We start from the raw sequence: 18390 nt of genomic DNA on the forward strand, positions 1-18390 counted from the left end.
CACTTTTGGCACACCCTTTGCCTTAGAGGGACCGACTCCACCGTAATAACAACCCAAAGGAGAGGTTTGGTATGGCTCAAGTTAGTGTCGGACGTCCCGACAACACCCCAGTCTGGATCATCAGTGGAATTCTGTTGGTCTACGGCGCTCTCGTTGCATCCGGAGTGCTCACCGGTCTTTTGACCACCTTTAAGGTCCACAAGGCAATGGAGCTGATGGAAACTCTCAGTTTCATCGGCGGCGGCATCGGTGTCATCACCGCACTCATGCGCCAGACACGCATGGGAAAACCCATGACGAATCTTGACACATTTGTGCTGGAGACCATCCCCGGCGTCCTGTTCGTCCTGGCATTGGCCATGAGCATCCGCTGGTTTGCGGAGCCTATGGTCAAGATGATGAGCCAATCCATGGTCCCGATGTTCGGTTTCTCGATCTACAAGGTCATGAACCTGAACTACGTTGTGCTCGGCATCATCGTCGGCATCATCATCACCAACAGTTGGGGGATCCCGGCATTTGCCGCCGCAGGTGTCAAGACTGCCCGTTTTGTCCTGAAGATGGGCGTTATCCTGCTGGGAGCACGGTACTCTTTCGCTGAACTGGCCAAACTCGGCATGGTCTCAGTCTGGCTCATCGGCTTCTTTGTACTCGGCACGGTCTTCTTCGTACTGTTCCTGGGCAAGCTTTTCAAGCAACCCAAGTCCATGACCGGTGTCCTGTCTGCGGGTATGGGTGTCTGCGGCGTCTCCGCCACCGTTGCCTGTGCGCCTGTGGTCAAGGCAAAATGCTCTGAAATGGCCTACACCATCGGCACCATCCTCGGCTTCGGTATTCTGTGCATGTTCGCCTTCCCGACCATAGGCAAGCTGGCTGGCATGAATGCCACTCAGTTCGGCGCATGGGCCGGTACCGGCATTTTGAACTCTGCTCAGGTCGCCGCCGCCTGCCTCGCCTTCAATGCCGTGGACATCAAGACGCTTAAAGTCGGTGAAATCTTCAATATCACCCGTGTCCTGTTCCTCCCCGTCATCGTCCTGGTGCTGGCAACGTGGTATGGCAAAAGCTCGGGACAGAAGATATCCTTCAAGGAAATCGTTATCGATAAATTCCCGATCTTCATTCTCGGTTTCCTGCTGCTTTTCCTGCTCTCTTCATTTGGTCTGTTCTCACCCGCCGATCACTACAAGGGCAAGTACCTCGACTTCAGCTACAACCAACGTACGGAAATCACCCCCGAGGAGTTGACGACTGTCAAGGCTGCTGCAACAGCAGGTATTGCCGGTCTGCATCCGGAAGAACAAGCCGCACTTGATAACCTGATCATGCAGCATCAGCTGGCAGGAGACTTTGAGGACCGCGAAGACAAGGCCAAGTTCGACGCCACAGCGCGCCAGAGGCTGTCCGGTCTGGAATCAATCATTGCCCGCGCCAAGGGAGGCGAACTGGTTGTGCCCAAGGACGTTTCCACAGCTCTCTCCCACGCCGTGAAGCAGGTCCACAAGAAATCCAAGACCGTCGTCGCCCTGACCGACGCCATGATCTGGTTCTTCGCGTACGGTCTCATCGGTCTGGGTATGCAGATCACCCGCAAATCCATTGCCCAGGCTGGCGGCTGGCCGCTGATCATGGGTGGTATCTCCGGTGTTGCCAAAGCGTCCCTGTCCTTCATCGTGGTCATGTACTTCGTCAAGGACGTCGTCCTTCGCTAATCAGGGACACTGTCCTCTACTCACAAGGAGAAAAAAATGGATCAACCAGAAGTCAAATGCGAACTGAATGAAAAAGATCAGGAACAGAACGAAGAACGCGCCCTGTCCGTCTTCGCCTCTGAAAAAAATGAAGACCTGACCGCCCTGGGCTTTGTCCTGGTGGTCACCTTCCTGGTCCTCCTGTTCACCAAGTGGATGGCCTAACCAAGAGAATAAACGCCTCTGCCGCAAGGGGAAATATCCCCTTGCGGCAGAACGAATACGAGCTGTTGCAATGAAGCATATCCTCCTCGCCACCCATGGCACACCCGGCGCACGTAAAGCCGAACAACTAACCAAGGCATGGGCCGGTCTCTACGGCGCACGAGTCACGGTACTCTCCATCATCAATGAGGCATGGGGCGACATGACCTGCGATGACTGGCTGAACACCTCGGCCACACGAAATACCTTCGGGTCATATGTCGCCGGAGAAATCGCCAAGGAAATCAACGCAGTCTGGACTCGATTGAAAGACGACTTCGCCGGTGTGGAGATCGATTTCCTCAGCAAGGGAGGAAAACTTGAAGACGTCCTGGCCGAAGCCGCTGCCAAGGTCAACGCGGACGTGGCGATAATGGGAGCCTGGCAAAAAGTTCAGGCTCCGGGATTCAGAGACCGTTTCGAAAACAAGCGTCTGCATCCGCAGATGCCCTGCCCACTGGTGGTGGCACCATGACATCAGCAACTGAGACTATTGATCGCCGGGACCGCGTCCAGACCTCGGCCGAGGAACTGCCCAGACAGGATATATGGATGGAAACCAGTCTTCCCTGGAATACTTCCTTCTGGGAAAAACTCACCGGCAAGACCCTGATGCGCCTTAATCCGCATTGGCATATTGAAAAAGATTCGGCCATCGGTTTTCCTGTTGAAGACGTGCTGGTGGAAACCGAGTTCCATACCGCTCCCACGCTTTCCCTTGAAGCAGGGATATTCAGGGCCGAATTCCCGGAAGTCGGCCTGACTCTCTCTGCCCGGGCCTGTGGAAACGGAACCGACACTGCCCTGTCATTTCACACGGACACACCTGAAGGATCGCCCTTGACTGCGGAAGACGCGGCTCGCACCATGCAATATTGGCTGCCCAGTCTGCGTGAATATTACCGTCTGCACGAATCCAATTCCATCAAGCACCGATTCTGGCGCTTCTTCATGGACAAAGTCATGCTGACCATGAACCCGACCCAGCGCAGGATCAGCGGCTTCATGTTCAAGTTGACCGTGCTCGAATGCCTGCTCACCGTCATTCTGGGCGTGGGCTGGTTCTACTACGGAACCTAGGAGAATCCCATGCTCAAAAACATGTTTCGCCACTTTTTTGTCAGCTTCGGCGCGCTCTTGTATCTCACTGCATGTCCGCTCTTTCTTTATCAGTACCTGGGCCTTATGAATGACTGGCCTGGTGTTTTTCTGAGCGTCATTGACGATGCGTCCGGCGACTGGTGGCTGGATATAGACTGGTCTTCGCCCGTCATATGGTCATCACTCCTCCTTACCACCATCATGTCGATCGTGTATGCAACCTGCAAGCGTCACGACCGGGGCGAATACCGGGAACCCGACGTCCAAAGCCAACCCGGATTCTGACTCTCTCCCGGAACTCACAGCCCCCGAGTTCCGGGAGATCGCGTTTTCTTCCCCACCAAAACACCTTGAGGTTGGCACTCCGGTCGAGTTGCTGTATGGTCCCAGTTCTGTCAGAACCATGTTCCGGAGCCTCGCCCAACCTTGAATGGAATAACGCTCCGATTCTCTTGGAGAACACCATGTGGAGCGCATTGGAAAACATCGCCCTTCGTGCAAGCCTGCCCACGCCGCTCAAGGCCGGGGATGCCGTCCATGACATCCGCATAGCCGGACAGTTGGACCAGAGCCGCGACGCTCTGCACTATCTCGGGCGAAGACGCTCCAGACCTTTTCTGCTCAAGCAGTTCTATAGCCTCAACACCAATGCCTTTCTGCGCTGGCAAAACGAGACCCGATTTATCGATATACCGCAAACCCCCGGTTACACATGGCCTGCCGAGGAGTGGCGCGGAGGCCTCATCTCACCGCTCCCCGAAGGGATTCCCCTCCTGAGCTGGTTGCAGGTTTCGCAGCCGTCAATGGAAACTCGAATCAGGACAGCGAGTGTGCTGGCCGGGAGAATCTCGACGCTTCATGCATCAGGCATTGCCCACAGGGGAATAACGCCATCATCAATACTGGTGGGTGACAATGATGTCTTCCTTGCCGATTTCGGTCACGCTTGTCGAGACGGCTGGGATGACTTGTGGGGCGATTCTCCCATCCCTGTTCACGACCCCGGATATGCCTCTCCACAAGCTCTTCAAGGTGCGGATAATGGCAGGGAAGAAGACATCTATTCCTTTGGAGCGACTCTCCGGCTGATGCTCACGAACCGCCCGCCCTTCAATATCCTCAAGCGAACAATACGCCCAGTCTTTCCGGCCTTCTTTTCTCCTGATTCCTTCCCCAGAATCACCGGCCTGCCGCCGGAGATACTAAATCTGACGACCGCTTGCCTCTCCTCTCTCCCCGCTGCCAGACCCACCATACAGGAAGCACAGTCCATACTCACTCGCGTGACAGGCACCTCCAGCCCCCCGGCCAATGCCATTCCTTCATCCCCCCTGCCCTCATCAGCAGCCGAACGGCAGAAGATCATGGCCTTTGTCAAGGACGACGACCACGCTGTTCCCCTTTTCGATTCCTGTCTGGCTCTGGCAAACCGGACTCCAGCCATTTTTCTCTTTGTCGGCCTGATACCCAACAGCCTTCCCAGCGGCCACCACGAACGCTTCAAAGGCTCCCTGTTCAGAAAACTGGCCCAAGGCCTCATGCGCTGCCGCACAGCCAGCATCCCCTGGAGCCTCAGGATCTTTGAAAATGTCGTTCCCGAACAGGCAGCCCTTGATCTGATCCGCCTCTACAAGCCCGATCAAATCCATCTCACCAAACCCCTCAAGGGCGAAGGGAACATCTGGAACGCATTTCACAGGAGGCTGGCATCTGAAAACATCCCCATGGAGTTCATCACCTAACGTCCTTCCATCCGACGCTCCCTCACAATGCCCTGTGCTCTCAATTTATTTTCAGTCAACACAAAATAAAAAATGGCAGAATTTATCACTCTGAACACCCGTTGAGACAGGGACAGGAAACGTTCTCTTGCACGCTCAAACAGCATGATGGCGTCTATTAGAAAAGTGGGACGGATATGTAGAGACAAGAAACAGCCCCAAAAAGAAAAAGCCCTTGCGTCATATTGACGTAAGGGCCTGATCTTCAATGGTGCTCAGGGACAGAATTGAACTGCCGACACGGGGATTTTCAGTCCCCTGCTCTACCGACTGAGCTACCTGAGCGCCGGTGAGGAGGTGTATTTAGCTAAACCAGAGAAGCTTGGCAAGTCCTTTTTTACATTCTCTTTGTTTTTTTATGATTTCTCTTCCATCGGAGCACCCATTTCCATGATCCGATGGGCATATCCGATGCGGAGCGCTTCCAGATAGTTTTCGTCTATCGGCCCTTTCCAGGTGGTCACTTCCTTGTACCGTTTGGGAATCTTGACCCCAGCCGGATTGTACCCCATGGCAAGGCGTAGTCGCCACCGAAGCCGTTGAACCCGATCGCCGATCTCGGCCATATCGCCATTCAAGCTTCCATATCCCACCGCATCCATGGCCTCGGCAAGCAGGGCATCATTGTAGACGCCGCGAGAAAAGAGACACCCGACCATACAATTGAGCACAATACGATCACGGGCATCATTGACAAGGAAGTCGAGAGCCTTGGTGACGTCTTTATCTTCGTGTTTCTGGTCATAGGAATACCCTCCGGCATCCAGATGCGCATGACGGAAGCCAAGAGCTTCGGACACGAAAAAGACCTCGCCCGTGGCGTATCCTGCCATTTCCTGACCAAGGACACAGGCAAAATCCTCACCGCCATAATGGTGTGCACATTTGAGTGTTCCCTGAGACAGGAGCTTATAGAAATCATTGGGCGGACGGCTGATATATTCCACGGCCTGCATGTAGGCATCCACATCTCCCCAGGCCAGCTTCACCAGCGTTTCTTCCTCGCTGATCACGCCCTTCTCCAGCGCTTCCGTGGCCCAGGCAAGAGCCACGCCCGAAGACATGTTATCCAGCCCTTCTTTTTCAATAACATCGAGAATGCGAAGCACCTGAGGGGCATCCGTCACTTCCAGCATACCGCCGCAGGAAAATATAGGCTCATAATCATATCCCACCTGACGATAGAGATACTGGTTATTCGCCTGAAACTGCTCGCGCACAAAGCCGACATGGATACACCCCACAGGGCATCCGGCACAGGCCGCATTGCGCAGGAGCGTGTCATCGGCAAAACGCTCACCGGAAATCTTCTCGGCATCTGGACTGCTCGTCTGTTGCAGATTCTTCCATGGCAGGCTCTTCAGTCCATTGAGAGGATTGATGTTCACCGCTGTACCCAAGCCGTGATATTTGGCCATCATTTCCGTCGTGGTCAGCTGCTGGAAAATATGTTTGTAGAGCTTGGGATAGTCCTTGTTTTCCGGCAGAGCGAATCCCCGGTCCCCCAGGACGCAGATCGCCTTGAGATTCTTGACTCCCATGGCGGTTCCGCCCCCCATCCGCCCAAAATGGCGAAAGGTATCGACATTGATACAGGCATAGGCCGACAGATTCTCACCGGCCGGGCCGATACGCATGATCGAACGACGCCCCGAGCCGGGGAATATCTTTCGCAGGACTCGCCCGGTGTGCAGGGCATCAAAACCGCGCATATACTCCACGTCACGAGTCTCCACCCGACGAGAGCCGACGCACAGGGCCGTCAGTCGTTTGGCCTTGCCGACCACCACCAGAGCGTCCAGATCGGCAAACCGAAGGGACAGGGCGGATTTCCCGCCAGCGTAACTCTCGGTATATTCATTATGGTAGGGTGAACGGAACGCACAGCAGGTCTTGCTCATGAGTGGATAATACCCTGTCAGCGGCCCGATGGTGAAAATCACCGGCTGCGACGGGTGGTCCCAATTCTCATCAATGGAACCGAACTCCTCGAACAAGCGTGCCGCGAGACCGGTGCCGCCGAGGTATTCGCCACGGCCCGGACGTTCAATGATGTTTGTTTTGCCTGTTGTCAGGTTGACCATCATGATGCGGAAAGTGTCTCTAATCATCCGAATCTCCCTTTCCACCGCTTTTATCGGGCAGATCAACCATGACCAGGCAATCGTGCGGACAGAATTCCACACAACGGCCACAATGGATGCAGACATAGGGGTTGACCTCATGATCGAGGAAGATGGCGTCCACGGGGCACGCCTTGGCACACTCGCCACATCGGATACAGAGCTTCTTTTTTTGCAGCACTCCGCCGTCCCTGCGCTGACTCAACGCGCCTGTGGGGCACGCCTTGGCACAGGGGGCAGGGTCACAGGCCAGGCAGAGTCGAGCCTCAAATCCGGTGGACAGGCCGCCTGCCGATGATATGCGGATGCCCGCCTTGTTCCAGGAGAGGAATTTATGAACCTGTCTCGAACAGGCCAATGAGCAGGAATGGCAGCCTATGCAGCGTTCCATTCGTGCCGCCCTGAGAGCTTTCATGTCGCCTCCGGCAGTATGGGGTTATATTAGTCCCGGTCTCTTTCCAATATGTCATGTTTGAGAGACCAGAGCACATGATAGTGTGCGGAATTTTTATCAAGAGTTGGTTCCACTTCCATAAATTTGCGTATCAATGAGCCAGTGTCAACGGGTTTACGGGCAAGAAAAACCAGTTTTTTAGTCAATTCGGGATCGATGATCATGGACATCCCCGAATACAGGGTGGGAAAATCCTTGCCCCGGTAAAACGCTTCTCCCGTCCGGCCCGCCCGCACCACCATGTCCGGGGAAAGGGAACGGCTGGTATAATGCCCGAAAATCCGTCCGTAGGGGAGAGCCTGGGGATGAGGAATATCGCGAAACGGCTCTTCTTCCACCGGCCTTTTCCACAGTTCTTCCCACAAGGCAGCATACTGCCGCACCACAACCGGCCAGGAAAAATGCTTCTCTATTCGCTGACGGGCGGCGTCCCCCATGCTCCGGCGCAGACTCGCGGATTCGATGAGCATCCTGAGGGCATGCGCCAGTGCCGGGATTTCGACCACAGTACGCTGGGCCAATAGCAGATGATACTGGTTGTCAAAGGTCACAGGTGCAAGCACATCCACATCCGGTGTGGCATCCGGCCCGATGGTTTCCACCAGGAGACCGGTTTCCCCATCAATGATGATATCACGGTAGCCATCATAATCCGAGGCAACCACGGGCAAACCGAATGCCCCGGCTTCCACCAGAGTGATGCCGAAAGTCTCCTGCGGATTATCGGCCACGGAAACAAAAATATCCGCACTGCGAAACAGTTCGACCTTCTCGGCCTCTGTGGGACGAAGCCGAAGTGACATACACACTCCCGCATTTGCCACATAGTCTTTGAGGGTGGGGATAAAATCATCTTCATCCGCAGCCCAGCCCGCCAGCACTAATTCCACGGAAGCCGGGTCAAGCCCATTGGCAAAGAGACGGTGCAGGGCGCGCACCAGAGGAAGAAGGTCCATCTTGGAGTGATGCGATATCCGGCCAAACACCAGAAGACGAATCGTCCCGCCGTCTTCCGCGTGCTCTTTCGACGGCTCTCCGGGCGTCAAGACATCACTCTCCACCCCCAGAGGAATATGCGCCAGACCCGGAGCGGGAAAATGGGACACATCCAGGGAATAGGACTCCCGTAACCATTCAAAAAAATTCTCGACCGCAACCTGACCGGGCCGGGAGGAGCAGACAATAGCGTCCCGAGCCGTATTGCCCGGCCAGAGATGCCGCAGGAACGCACCGCCGAAATCCGCATAACTCAGGGAGTGAATCGTCCCTGTCACCGGGAAAAAGGCACGACTGTACTTATTCCGCATTCGCGCCATGTGGGGTTGACTGGTGATGCAATCCGAAAGATGAAAGCAATGATAAGGGGTCCGGGCGATGCAGCCCGGCAATTCGCGTCGGTCAAAAAGAGCAATCCGGCCATCTTCAAGCAACTCGGGCACCACCTTTTGCAGATGCTCCCGAAGGGCATTGCCCTGCCTCCTGTCGGCCAGGAAAAAATGGTACTCATCAAACAGGTCGAGCTTGAGCAACGCGCCGAGGAATTTGACGTTGGCCACCTTGCGCCCCAGTACAGGCCCAGGTTCGAAGAAGGGATCGAGAGTCCCCCAAATGCGTTTTGAGTGTGACATGAGTCTAGCTCAAAACCGTATTGCCCCATTTGTCAATGAATTTGGCATTAGGCAATGGGCAGATATTTCCCGGCTCAATTTCCCGCATGAAAAAATCTCTTGTACAAATACTCAATAAAACAAGGTCCCTGATTTCCCACTCTCACGAATCCCCCATTATTTTATCTCACCAGAGGAGTCTTGGCCCTTATCTTGCTGTTCTCCCGATGCAGGCGGGTTATGCGTCAGCATTTTGACTCTTCAAGGAGCAGGAAATATGCAGAAGAAAATGATCAAGCGGGGAAAACGCCCTGAACTCATGTGGGGCCTGGGATTGAGCGAACAGCTCAAAAAGCAGGTCGAGATGGGCGTTGGTCCCGGATTCTACATTCGCAACTACCCTGCCGGAGCGTTTCCCTGGACCAAGGAACTCAATCAGAATGAGAAACCCTCGGCAGCCTGGATTCCATGGTCTGTCTGGGCTGAAATGCCGGAATTCCGCCGCGAAGAATACCGCAGCCAGGATTCCACCCAGCGTATACTCATTCAAGATATTAACGACACCCCCCTGGAGATGGATACTGTGCTTGCAGAAGGATTTCTGACAGTTGTCCGCACCCCGCTGACCCGGCCCAAGGTGCAGGACGCCGTGTTTCGTGCCAAGGAAGTGACCTCGATGTACTCGGACATCTACCGTATGACCGAGGAAATTCTCCTTGAAAGGGAATTGCTCGCCCGAAAGACCGATCAGCTGATGTTTCTCAACAAGATTCTGGCCTCGGCGACCGAAAGTCTGGATGCCACGACCATTCTCTTGAATGCCAAGGAAACCCTGAGCCTGGTCCTGCCGGTCAAGCAGCTGCACGCCGGATTCTGGACGCATCAGCTTGATTCCGAGGTCACGGATGTGGAAATATTTCTCAACGGCACCATGCCTCCCGAGGTGGAAAGCATGTGGGTCGAGCATATCATGGCTTCTGCCGCTGACATGGGAAGTGGCCCGGTCAATGGATTCCAAGTCGTCCACACCGACCCGGCTCGAAGGCAGGAATATACCCTGACACCCAAAAGCGGTCGTCTTGTCACCCTGCCCCTGACCGCCGGGCAGGATACTTTCGGGTGTCTCGCTCTGCTGTGCGAACCGGATTATCACCTCGGCAAGGACCAGGTGGAAACCTTTCGTTCAGCCGTCAACCATCTCGGCCTCGCCTTGCGGAATGCGCTCATGTTCAAGGAAGTCAAGCTCCGCGCCGACCGGGATGGACTCACCCGCATCTACAACCGACACACATTCGACGAACGCCTCATATACGAAATCAAGCGTCGCCGCCGTTACAATCATGATCTTTCGCTGCTCATGGTCGATCTCGACCATTTCAAGCAGGTCAATGACACCTATGGGCACAAGGCCGGAGACATGGTCCTGTGCAAGGTCGGCGAGATTCTCACTGAAACATTTCGCGGCACTGATCTCGCAGCCCGCTATGGCGGAGAAGAGTTCGTAGTCCTGCTGCCGCACACCACGGAAAGGGACGCCTGGGCCTTGGCTGAACGGGTTCGCGAAGCCATCCAGTCCTGCGAATTCCATTTTGACGGGCATGACTTTGCCGTGACAGCCTCTATCGGAGTTGCTTCGGTGGAAGCCGGAGCATTGACCAAAGATGACGACCTGCTCATAAAAGCTGACAAGGCTTTATACGAAGCCAAGCACAACGGGCGTAACACCGTGGTCATCTCCAAACCGAAAGTGGACCAGATCTCAGCCCAGTAAGCCAATGGGAAGCGAGGCCGGGAGGCAAAGCCATCCTGATATGGGATCGATCGAGGCGTCACCTGTTCTGTAGCCATGACAGACGACGCTGGTGGTCAAAGTATCCGATACTTTGACCAGACACTAAAAAGGGAGACTCCCATGAAAACCAGGACAGTTTTCATGGATGTTAAGAAAACAAAAAAGAAAACCGCTTGCAATGTGATTGTCAGGCAATTTCGTCTCCGGTATCTCAAGGGCTCTAGCCGTGAGAATCCTATTCTCACCTTTGGCGAAAAGGAGAGATACCATGAAAAAATATTTTCCAAAGAAATTCCCAGGAAACCATTGTTTCCTGGGAATTTCTTTCATTCATCAACAGTTATGAAAAACGTCTTGCCTGAAAACAGGGTCTGCTTTCTCATTGTTTAACAGACTCCCCCCTGTGCCTATTTCACCGCAACCCAACTACTGGCCATGGCGACAAAGGTCACGGCCCCGCCAAGCATGACGAGCTGATCGAACGGCAAAAATGCGATCTCTATAAAAAAAGGCGGATAGTTAAGGGCATCGGCAGTCAAGGAATGAACAAGGGCCAACAAACCAAGTCCCAGTCCAGAGCCAAGTACTCCCTGAATGAATCCGCCGGTAAGAAGCGGCCATCGGATATAGCCGGGCCGCGCTCCGACAAGGGAAAGGATCTCTACCTCATCCATACGAGTCATGAGCGAAAGCTTGATTGTATTGTGCACAACAAGGGAAACAATCAAGGCAAGAAATCCCAGAATAGGCCATATAATTGCCCCGGCAAGGGTCATCCACCCCTGCGCAAGGTCTGCCTGAAACGGCGTGTAGTTGACCTTTTCCACACCGGGAAGCCCCTTGATTCTTGTCAGCAACGCTGAAGCCCACCCGTCTGCCTGGGCATCGGGCGGCACCTTGAACGAGGCAAGCCCGGAATAGGGGAGCGGGTTTTCTTTGGCCAGCCAGGCGAAATCACCGGTTTCCCCCAAGGTTGAGGTCAGTTCGGTCAAAGCGCTTTCCGGTGTATATGTCGTGAAGGAATCCAGATGATCCATGGCCCGGAGAGTCTCCCAATCCGTGTGAACCTCTTCAGCGCTCAAGCCCATTTTCCAATACATCTGAAACTCTGCCTGACCGCGGGATTTCAATAATTCCAGATTCACATTGTGCAGCCCCAAAAGAATCAGGCCCGTCAACAAGGTAACCATGCCCACGGCCACGAGGGTCAGTAATTGAGCAACCGGATGCAGGGCGAAATCCGCGAGACCACGGCCGGTGAGTCGAACAAATTGGCCTATCACAGTGTCTCCTCGTCGTCCTCGTCATAATCAGCCGGGCCGAGGGAGGTTTCACTCAGCAGATCATCGCCCATGTCGTCAGGACAATCCTCATCCGTCGGGCTTTGGCCGAACACCGTGCCGTCGGCATTGCACCCGGAAACGATACGCCCGTCTTCGAGATGAAGGATTCGTGCTTCGGGAACACATTCAAGAACTTCACGGCTGTGGGTCGCCATGATGACCGATGTTCCGTAGGTATGGAACTGCTTGAAAATTTCCATCAGATGCATGGTCAGATCAAAATCGAGATTCCCGGTCGGTTCATCTGCAAGAATCAGTTCCGGATTGGCGACCATGGACCGGGCAATGGCCACACGCTGCTGCTCCCCACCGGAAAGCCGCTCGCAAATGGAGTAGCTTTTCGTCTCAAGCCCCATGGCCCGGATAATCGCCCGGACCCGTCGCTCAAGGTGCGTCCGTGCCATGCCGCGAACCTCAAGGGCCATGGCCACATTGTCGAACACGGTTTTCCTGGGAAGGATCTTGAAATCCTGAAAGACAACGCCGACCTTGCGTCGCAGGAGCGGGACATGCCGCTTTTTGATATTATTGAGATGGACTCCGGCAACCGTGGCCCGGCCGCGAGAAACAGGCAGGGCACCGTAAAGAAGGCGCAGCAAAGTTGTTTTGCCCGCGCCGGAATGTCCTGTCAAAAACAGGAACTCACCTTTGCCCAAAGTAAAGGAGATATCCTTGAGAGCCCAGTATGCGCCAAAGTTGTGGGACAGACGATCAACTTTTACCATCATGACAACGGTGTACCCGGCCTCGCCTTTTTTGTACAGGGGGTGCCTTTGCCGCACCAACTCGAACCAGGAAAAACTGATCGACCGATCAACAACCAAGCCTTGCGCCACACTGAAAATGACGGTACGAAATGATCAAGAATCGAGGTTTTTCCCGTCGGTAAAACTCCAGGCACCATAGACCATGCCCAAGCTGAAGACGTTGCTCATCCACCCGGACTCCGAGGTCCGTACCGCCCTGCGTGACGCGCTGGAAGACGTCCCGTTCCTCCAGGTGCTCGGTGAGGCCATCACAGCTTTCGAGGCTTTGGAACTGCTGGAAGCGATTCCTTATGGCGTTTTTTTCGTGGGCACCCGGTTACCGGGTGATATTTCCGGCATTGAGATGGCGCAGATGCTCGCTGGCCGAAAACACAAACCCGCGCTGATTTTTATTTCCGACTCGGAAACCAAGGCCTATGCCGCATTTGAACTGGGTGCGACCGATTACCTGCTCTGGCCACCCGCACCGGGCCGTATGGCCCGCACGGTGGACCGCCTTCAGCACTTCAAACAGCGATTCCGGGAAGTGCCCGTCCCTGCCAGCTACCAATCTGAGGCTGTACCGATAGATCAGGGGGAAGATGCGCTGACTGTCAAACTGCCCCTGCCGGAAGAAGAGCAGGATTCCTTTCTGGCGGCCCTCAAGACAGCCTGGGACCAGACAGCCAGGCGCAGGCCCGAAATAGACAAACTGGCTGTGACTCAAGATGGACGCACCATCCTCATCCCCTACGACCAGATCATCTTCGTGGAAGCATTCGAGGATTATTCCTATGTCCATACCGCCAATCAGAAATTTCTCTCGTCCCACAGACTGAAGAATCTGGAAGACAGACTGGGACCACACCGTTTTTTTCGCGTCCATCGCAAGTACCTTGTCAATTTGGACATGGTCACAGAAATCGCCAGTATGCCCGGCTCGAACTTCATGTTGCGCACTGCGGGCCGGACACGTATCGAGCTGCCGATCAGTCGACGCAGGATCGCTGAATTGAAAAAGATCATCGGCTTGTAGCCGTTTACCCTGCCACGATAACCGCTGACCGAATATGGCGGGTATTGCGGCATAAACCTGTTAAGAAAAGACTCGCTGGACCGCATGTGCAATGCAGACCGCCGACGACTGGATCACCCAGACGGCCACCGGATCAGGCCCAAGAATGACGGGAGCCTGCGACGGCGAGGAGGAAAGAATGGATCAATCAGGAGCGCTTGACAACTTGCTACAGGAGGAGAGGGTTTTCCGCCCGCTCCCGCAGTTGGTTATCGAGGCCAACGTCAATCCGCAAGAGCTGGAAGCCGCCAGGACATCCGCTCGCATGGACCCGCTCGGCTATTGGGAGGAAGCGGCCGATGAACTGGATTGGTTCAAGAAATGGGACCAGGTGCTTGATGACAAGGACGCCCCCTTTTACAAATGGTTCGTGGGAGCGCGCTGCAATATCGTCTACAATGCCCTGGACCGACACATAGAGACGGCCAACAAGAACAAACTCGCCCTTATATGGGAAGGCGAACCGGGCGATACCCGCAAATATACCTATTTTGAACTCTACCGGGAAGTGAATCGCTTTGCCAACGCCCTGCGATCCCTTGGTATTCGCAAAGGTGATCGGGTGGTTATCTACATGTCACCCCTCCCTGAAACCGTCATAGCCATGCTGGCTGCCGCAAAGATAGGTGCAATACACTCCGTGGTCTTTGCCGGATTTTCAGCCAAGGCACTGCGCCAACGAATAAACGACGCACAGGCTAAGCTTCTGATAACAGCGGATGGATTTTACCGAAACGGCCAGATCTCCAGTCTCAAGGAAACAGCGGATCAAGCACTGGTCGGAGCCTGTACCGACTGTGTGGAATCCATGGTTGTTGTCCGGCGCTGCAACATCGCACTGGACATGATCGACGGACGAGACTTTTATTATGATGAACTCATCCGCCAGGAAAGCAACGAAGCTCCGACTGAAGTAATGGATGCGGACGACCCTCTTTTCCTGCTCTATACCTCCGGCACCACAGGAAAACCCAAAGGGGTCATACACTCTCACGCGGGCTACATGGTCGGTGTCCACCGGACCCTGACCACGGTTTTCGACATCAAACCCACCGACATCTTCTGGTGCACCGCTGATCCCGGCTGGGTCACCGGACACTCTGCCGGAGTCTACGGTCCGCTCATGGCCGGGACCACTTCAGTCATGTACGAAGGGCACCCCAACTACCCCCAAGCCGACCGGCTTTGGGCTATTGTGGCAAAATACGGCGTAACCATTTTTTATACCGCACCGACCATGATCCGCATGCTCATGCGCTTCGGTGCCCAGTACCCCAAGACCCACGATCTCTCCAGTCTGCGCCTGCTCGGCTCCGTCGGCGAACCCATTTCCCCGGAAGCGTGGACCTGGCTCTACAGAAATATCGGCCGCTCGGAATGCCCCGTGCTCGATACATGGTGGCAGACCGAAACCGGTATGTTCATGATTTCCCCCATGCCCATCTCCCTGCTCAAACCCGGATCAGTGACCAAACCGCTGCCCGGAATCGTTGCCGATGTGGTGGACAGAAACGGCACCCCTGTCCCGCCCGGCAAGGGAGGCCTGCTCGTCATCTCCCAACCCTGGCCCGCCATGATGACAGGTCTGTGGAACGATGATGACCAGTATAAACAATACTGGCAACAGATTCCCGGCGTCTACTACGCTGGCGACGTCGCCCGAAAGGACGAGGATGGATATATCTGGATTCAGGGCCGTGCAGATGACGTCATCAACATCGCCGGACACCGTATCGGCTCCGCAGAACTTGAAGCGGCATTCGGAACCCACCACGCCGTCTGCGAATGTGCGGTGATCGGCATACCCGACCGTATCAAGGGAGAGTCCGCCAAAGCTTTCATCCTTCTCAACCATGGTATCACCCCCGACGACGATCTCATAAAAGACCTCAAGAAGACGCTCTGGAACGAGCTTGGTCCTGTGGCAGTCATCAAATCCATCGAATTCCGGGAATCTCTCCCCAAAACCCGTTCAGGCAAGATCATGCGACGCGTGCTCAAAGCCGAGGAACTCGGTCTGGACTCGGGAGACCTGACAGGCTTGGCCACGGATTAAAAGATCCGCAAAGCACCAGGAATACCTGACTGATGAGCAAAAGAAATAAACTCACCCAAGGCGACCGAATCAAAAATTTTACCCCGGCATCCAAGCAGGTTGAGCTATTCCCAACAACCAACTCATCCTGCGGCCCTTTCGGGTAAGTCTCTTCCATTCAAATTCTCTCGCCCCCCCTCTTTGCCCACAAAACCCTGCACCACTGCCCTCACGTCTTCCCTTCTATTTGTATGTACAAACAACACTTTTTATCCCTTGCCGGGAGCTTCTGATTTTCGAAAACATCAAACTCAGGAAGGGGAGAGGCAAAAGTCGCGGATCGTTGCGTATCGAATATTTTTCTTGGAAAGCCCAAGATCAATGTATCGGGAAGCAAGCTCATTGGCGTGGCCCATCAACTCCCCTTGATACCGTCGGGGAACGTCAAGACAAAGGGATGAATGAGAGCCAAGTTCGTTTATTTGGATTCGGATAAGCTCATAGAGAGCACGACCACGCGCCGACTGCCCGAGGGCCGGATGCCATGGCCCAGCGAGGATATGCTCGGCGAGGCTCCCTTCCGGCGGCAGGCCGAGGCGAATGACCCGAACCCCTTTTTCCCAAAAAAGAAGCAAGGCAGCGGCCAATTCCTCTTTTGCCCTCTCCAGGTGCCATGGGTGGAATTCGCCGTGTTCCCAAAGGGTCGCCAGGGGAGTATCCCGAATGACGAGGCAGGGGTAGACACGAGCCACATCCGGCTTCAGCGATGCCGAGACCTGTGCGTCATGCAGAAAAACACCGGGACGATCTCCAGGCAGCCCAGGCAGGAGTTGAATACCGAGGCGCAACCCCGCGCTACGGACCTGTGAACACGCCTGCATGGCCCTGTCACCACTATACCCACGCCCGGACTGGGCAAGAACTGCGTCGTCAAAGGACTGGATGCCCAACTCCACCATGTCCAGCCCCTGAGTACGCAATTGGGCCAAAGAGTCTTCATCCACACAATCCGGCCGTGTGGAGCAACGAACATGGGAGATCAGCCCACGGTTCCGATAATGCTCGGCAACAGCAAGGAATGCTTCGGGCCAGGGGGCTGGCATCGCAGTAAAAGTACCCCCATAAAACGCAAGTTCATACGGCCCTCTTCCTTCACTCAAGGCTTCTTCGAGATCCTGCTTCAAGGAATGAAGAGCACCAGCCAACTCAGCCTCGGCCTTGCCTGTCTGTTTATCCTGGGCACAATAGACGCACCGATATGGACAACCGGCAAAAGGAAGGAAAACCGGCCAGATGGCCCCTGGAATAGGCTCAGGCTCAGGGTGGGAGAACAGGATTTTGTGCTGCATGACCGTCGACTAAGCCCGGTTCATCCACTGCCAGGCATGGCGGATGGTTTCAATGATGCCGGTATAATGCGGTTCCCAACCCAATTTTTCCCGAGCCAATGCACGATCAGCCACCAGACGGGGTGGATCCCCGGCACGACGGATACCAAGATTCGGCTCAATGGCTGCACCCGTAACTTCGCGCGCGGCCTCAATGATTTCCTGCACTGAATTCCCGGTACCGGTGCCGAGATTGATGGCGACCGAATCGTTCCCGGCCAGATAATCGAGGGCGCGGATATGCGCGTCGGCCAAATCGTTGACATGAATATAATCTCGGATGCAGGTCCCATCCGGCGTGTCATAGTCCGTGCCGAAAACAGTGATAGGTTTTTCCGGGTGACGTGCTGCACGAAGCACCAGCGGGATGAGATGGGATTCAGGATCATGCGCTTCACCTATTTCACATTCCGGGTCAGCCCCGGCAGCATTGAAATAGCGCAAGGCGCAAAAACGCAATCCATGGGCAGAGGAAAAATCTTCAAGCATCCGCTCCACCATGAATTTTGACCAGCCATACGGATTGATGGGCCACTGTGGGTGGGTCTCGGTCAGTGGTATCTCATGAGGCATGCCGTAAACGGCAGCGGTGGAGGAAAAAACAAACCGTTCACAACCATGATCGCGCATGGCTTCAAGCACGGTTAGTGTACCACACGTATTATTCCGGTAAAAACTTCCGGGATTCCTGACCGAGATGCCGACTTCGATGAACGCGGCAAAATGAATGACCCCGGCAGGATTGTATTCCTTGAAGATCCTGTCAAGCAGAGCGCGATCACTGATATCCCCCTTGATCAACGGTCCCCATTTGACGGCCCATTCATGACCATTGGAAAGATTGTCCAAAGCAATGGGAGTATAGCCTCGTGCGGCCAGCGCCTTGCATGTATGGCTCCCGATAAATCCGGCACCGCCGGTAACAAGGATGTTCTGTGTCATGATTTGTCCTGTGAAAAGATCGCATTGCATAAAAGGGAACCTGTTCGC

17 protein-coding genes and 1 tRNA gene are annotated in these 18390 nt (G+C 54.8%); 10 read left to right on the forward strand and 8 right to left on the reverse strand.

Annotation, left to right across the window (positions count from 1 at the left end):
* Positions 1–71: 71 nt before the first annotated feature.
* The 6 genes from BN4_RS10260 to BN4_RS10280 all read left to right on the forward strand — a co-directional run bounded on the left by BN4_RS10260 (position 72) and on the right by BN4_RS10280 (position 4798).
* Entirely contained in the window at positions 72–1712 is a 1641-nt protein-coding gene (locus BN4_RS10260) for a YeiH family protein (RefSeq protein WP_015415319.1), read from the forward strand.
* Positions 1713–1748: 36 nt separating this feature from the next.
* Complete coding sequence (locus tag BN4_RS17930; RefSeq protein WP_015415320.1) at positions 1749–1916, forward strand: hypothetical protein; 168 nt, start codon at positions 1749–1751, stop codon at positions 1914–1916.
* 70 nt (positions 1917–1986) lie between these two features.
* On the forward strand, positions 1987–2430 hold the full coding sequence (locus BN4_RS10265; RefSeq protein WP_015415321.1) for a universal stress protein: 444 nt from the start codon (positions 1987–1989) through the stop codon (positions 2428–2430).
* The gene (locus tag BN4_RS10270; RefSeq protein ID WP_015415322.1) at positions 2427–3035 is read left to right on the forward strand and encodes a hypothetical protein; all 609 of its coding nucleotides are present in this window, start codon (positions 2427–2429) and stop codon (positions 3033–3035) included. The genes BN4_RS10265 and BN4_RS10270 overlap by 4 nt, the downstream gene beginning before the upstream one ends.
* 9 nt (positions 3036–3044) lie before the next feature.
* A complete protein-coding gene (locus BN4_RS10275; RefSeq protein WP_015415323.1) occupies positions 3045–3341 on the forward strand; it encodes a hypothetical protein in 297 nt (98 codons plus the stop codon).
* 179 nt (positions 3342–3520) lie between these two features.
* Positions 3521–4798, forward strand: a complete 1278-nt coding sequence (locus BN4_RS10280) for a protein kinase domain-containing protein (RefSeq protein WP_015415324.1) — start codon at positions 3521–3523, stop codon at positions 4796–4798.
* A gap of 248 nt (positions 4799–5046) precedes the next feature.
* Here the strand turns inward: BN4_RS10280 and BN4_RS10290 are convergent.
* The 4 genes from BN4_RS10290 to BN4_RS10305 all read right to left on the reverse strand — a co-directional run bounded on the left by BN4_RS10290 (position 5047) and on the right by BN4_RS10305 (position 9042).
* Positions 5047–5122, reverse strand: a tRNA-Phe gene (locus BN4_RS10290).
* A 71-nt stretch (positions 5123–5193) separates the two neighbouring features.
* Entirely contained in the window at positions 5194–6948 is a 1755-nt protein-coding gene (locus tag BN4_RS10295) for an aldehyde ferredoxin oxidoreductase N-terminal domain-containing protein (RefSeq protein ID WP_015415326.1), read from the reverse strand.
* Positions 6941–7375: a 4Fe-4S binding protein gene (locus BN4_RS10300; RefSeq protein ID WP_015415327.1), complete on the reverse strand. Its 435-nt coding sequence runs from the start codon at positions 7373–7375 to the stop codon at positions 6941–6943. Before BN4_RS10300 ends, BN4_RS10295 begins: the two co-directional genes overlap by 8 nt.
* A gap of 26 nt (positions 7376–7401) precedes the next feature.
* Entirely contained in the window at positions 7402–9042 is a 1641-nt protein-coding gene (locus BN4_RS10305; RefSeq protein ID WP_015415328.1) for a glycosyltransferase family 4 protein, read from the reverse strand.
* A gap of 256 nt (positions 9043–9298) precedes the next feature.
* On the opposite strand from BN4_RS10305, the gene BN4_RS10310 reads away from it, so the two are divergent.
* Positions 9299–10792 carry a GGDEF domain-containing protein gene (locus tag BN4_RS10310; RefSeq protein ID WP_015415329.1) on the forward strand — a complete coding sequence of 498 codons (1494 nt, stop codon included), beginning with the start codon at positions 9299–9301 and terminating at the stop codon, positions 10790–10792.
* A gap of 162 nt (positions 10793–10954) precedes the next feature.
* Positions 10955–11203: a hypothetical protein gene (locus BN4_RS10315; RefSeq protein ID WP_157871342.1), complete on the forward strand. Its 249-nt coding sequence runs from the start codon at positions 10955–10957 to the stop codon at positions 11201–11203.
* 17 nt (positions 11204–11220) lie between these two features.
* On the opposite strand, the gene BN4_RS10320 is transcribed toward BN4_RS10315, so the two are convergent.
* Complete coding sequence (locus BN4_RS10320; protein ID WP_015415330.1) at positions 11221–12096, reverse strand: cell division protein FtsX; 876 nt, start codon at positions 12094–12096, stop codon at positions 11221–11223.
* Positions 12093–12881 (reverse strand): cell division ATP-binding protein FtsE, encoded by a 789-nt coding sequence (gene ftsE, locus BN4_RS10325; protein ID WP_083863136.1) that lies wholly within the window; start codon positions 12879–12881, stop codon positions 12093–12095. Before ftsE ends, BN4_RS10320 begins: the two co-directional genes overlap by 4 nt.
* Before the next feature lie 184 nt (positions 12882–13065).
* Here ftsE and BN4_RS10330 point away from each other — a divergent pair, with 184 nt between their 5' ends.
* Positions 13066–13938 (forward strand): LytR/AlgR family response regulator transcription factor, encoded by an 873-nt coding sequence (locus BN4_RS10330; protein ID WP_015415332.1) that lies wholly within the window; start codon positions 13066–13068, stop codon positions 13936–13938.
* A 178-nt stretch (positions 13939–14116) separates the two neighbouring features.
* Positions 14117–16033: an acetate--CoA ligase gene (acs, locus tag BN4_RS10335; protein WP_041720294.1), complete on the forward strand. Its 1917-nt coding sequence runs from the start codon at positions 14117–14119 to the stop codon at positions 16031–16033.
* 290 nt (positions 16034–16323) lie between these two features.
* Here the strand turns inward: acs and BN4_RS10340 are convergent, their stop codons facing one another.
* Both BN4_RS10340 and galE read right to left on the reverse strand, forming a co-directional pair.
* A complete protein-coding gene (locus BN4_RS10340) occupies positions 16324–17361 on the reverse strand; it encodes an elongator complex protein 3 (protein ID WP_015415334.1) in 1038 nt (345 codons plus the stop codon).
* Between the two features lie 9 nt (positions 17362–17370).
* Entirely contained in the window at positions 17371–18342 is a 972-nt protein-coding gene (gene galE, locus BN4_RS10345) for a UDP-glucose 4-epimerase GalE (RefSeq protein WP_015415335.1), read from the reverse strand.
* Positions 18343–18390 lie beyond the last annotated feature (48 nt).

It is taken from the genome of Pseudodesulfovibrio piezophilus C1TLV30 (genome assembly GCF_000341895.1).
Classification (GTDB): domain Bacteria; phylum Desulfobacterota; class Desulfovibrionia; order Desulfovibrionales; family Desulfovibrionaceae; genus Pseudodesulfovibrio; species Pseudodesulfovibrio piezophilus.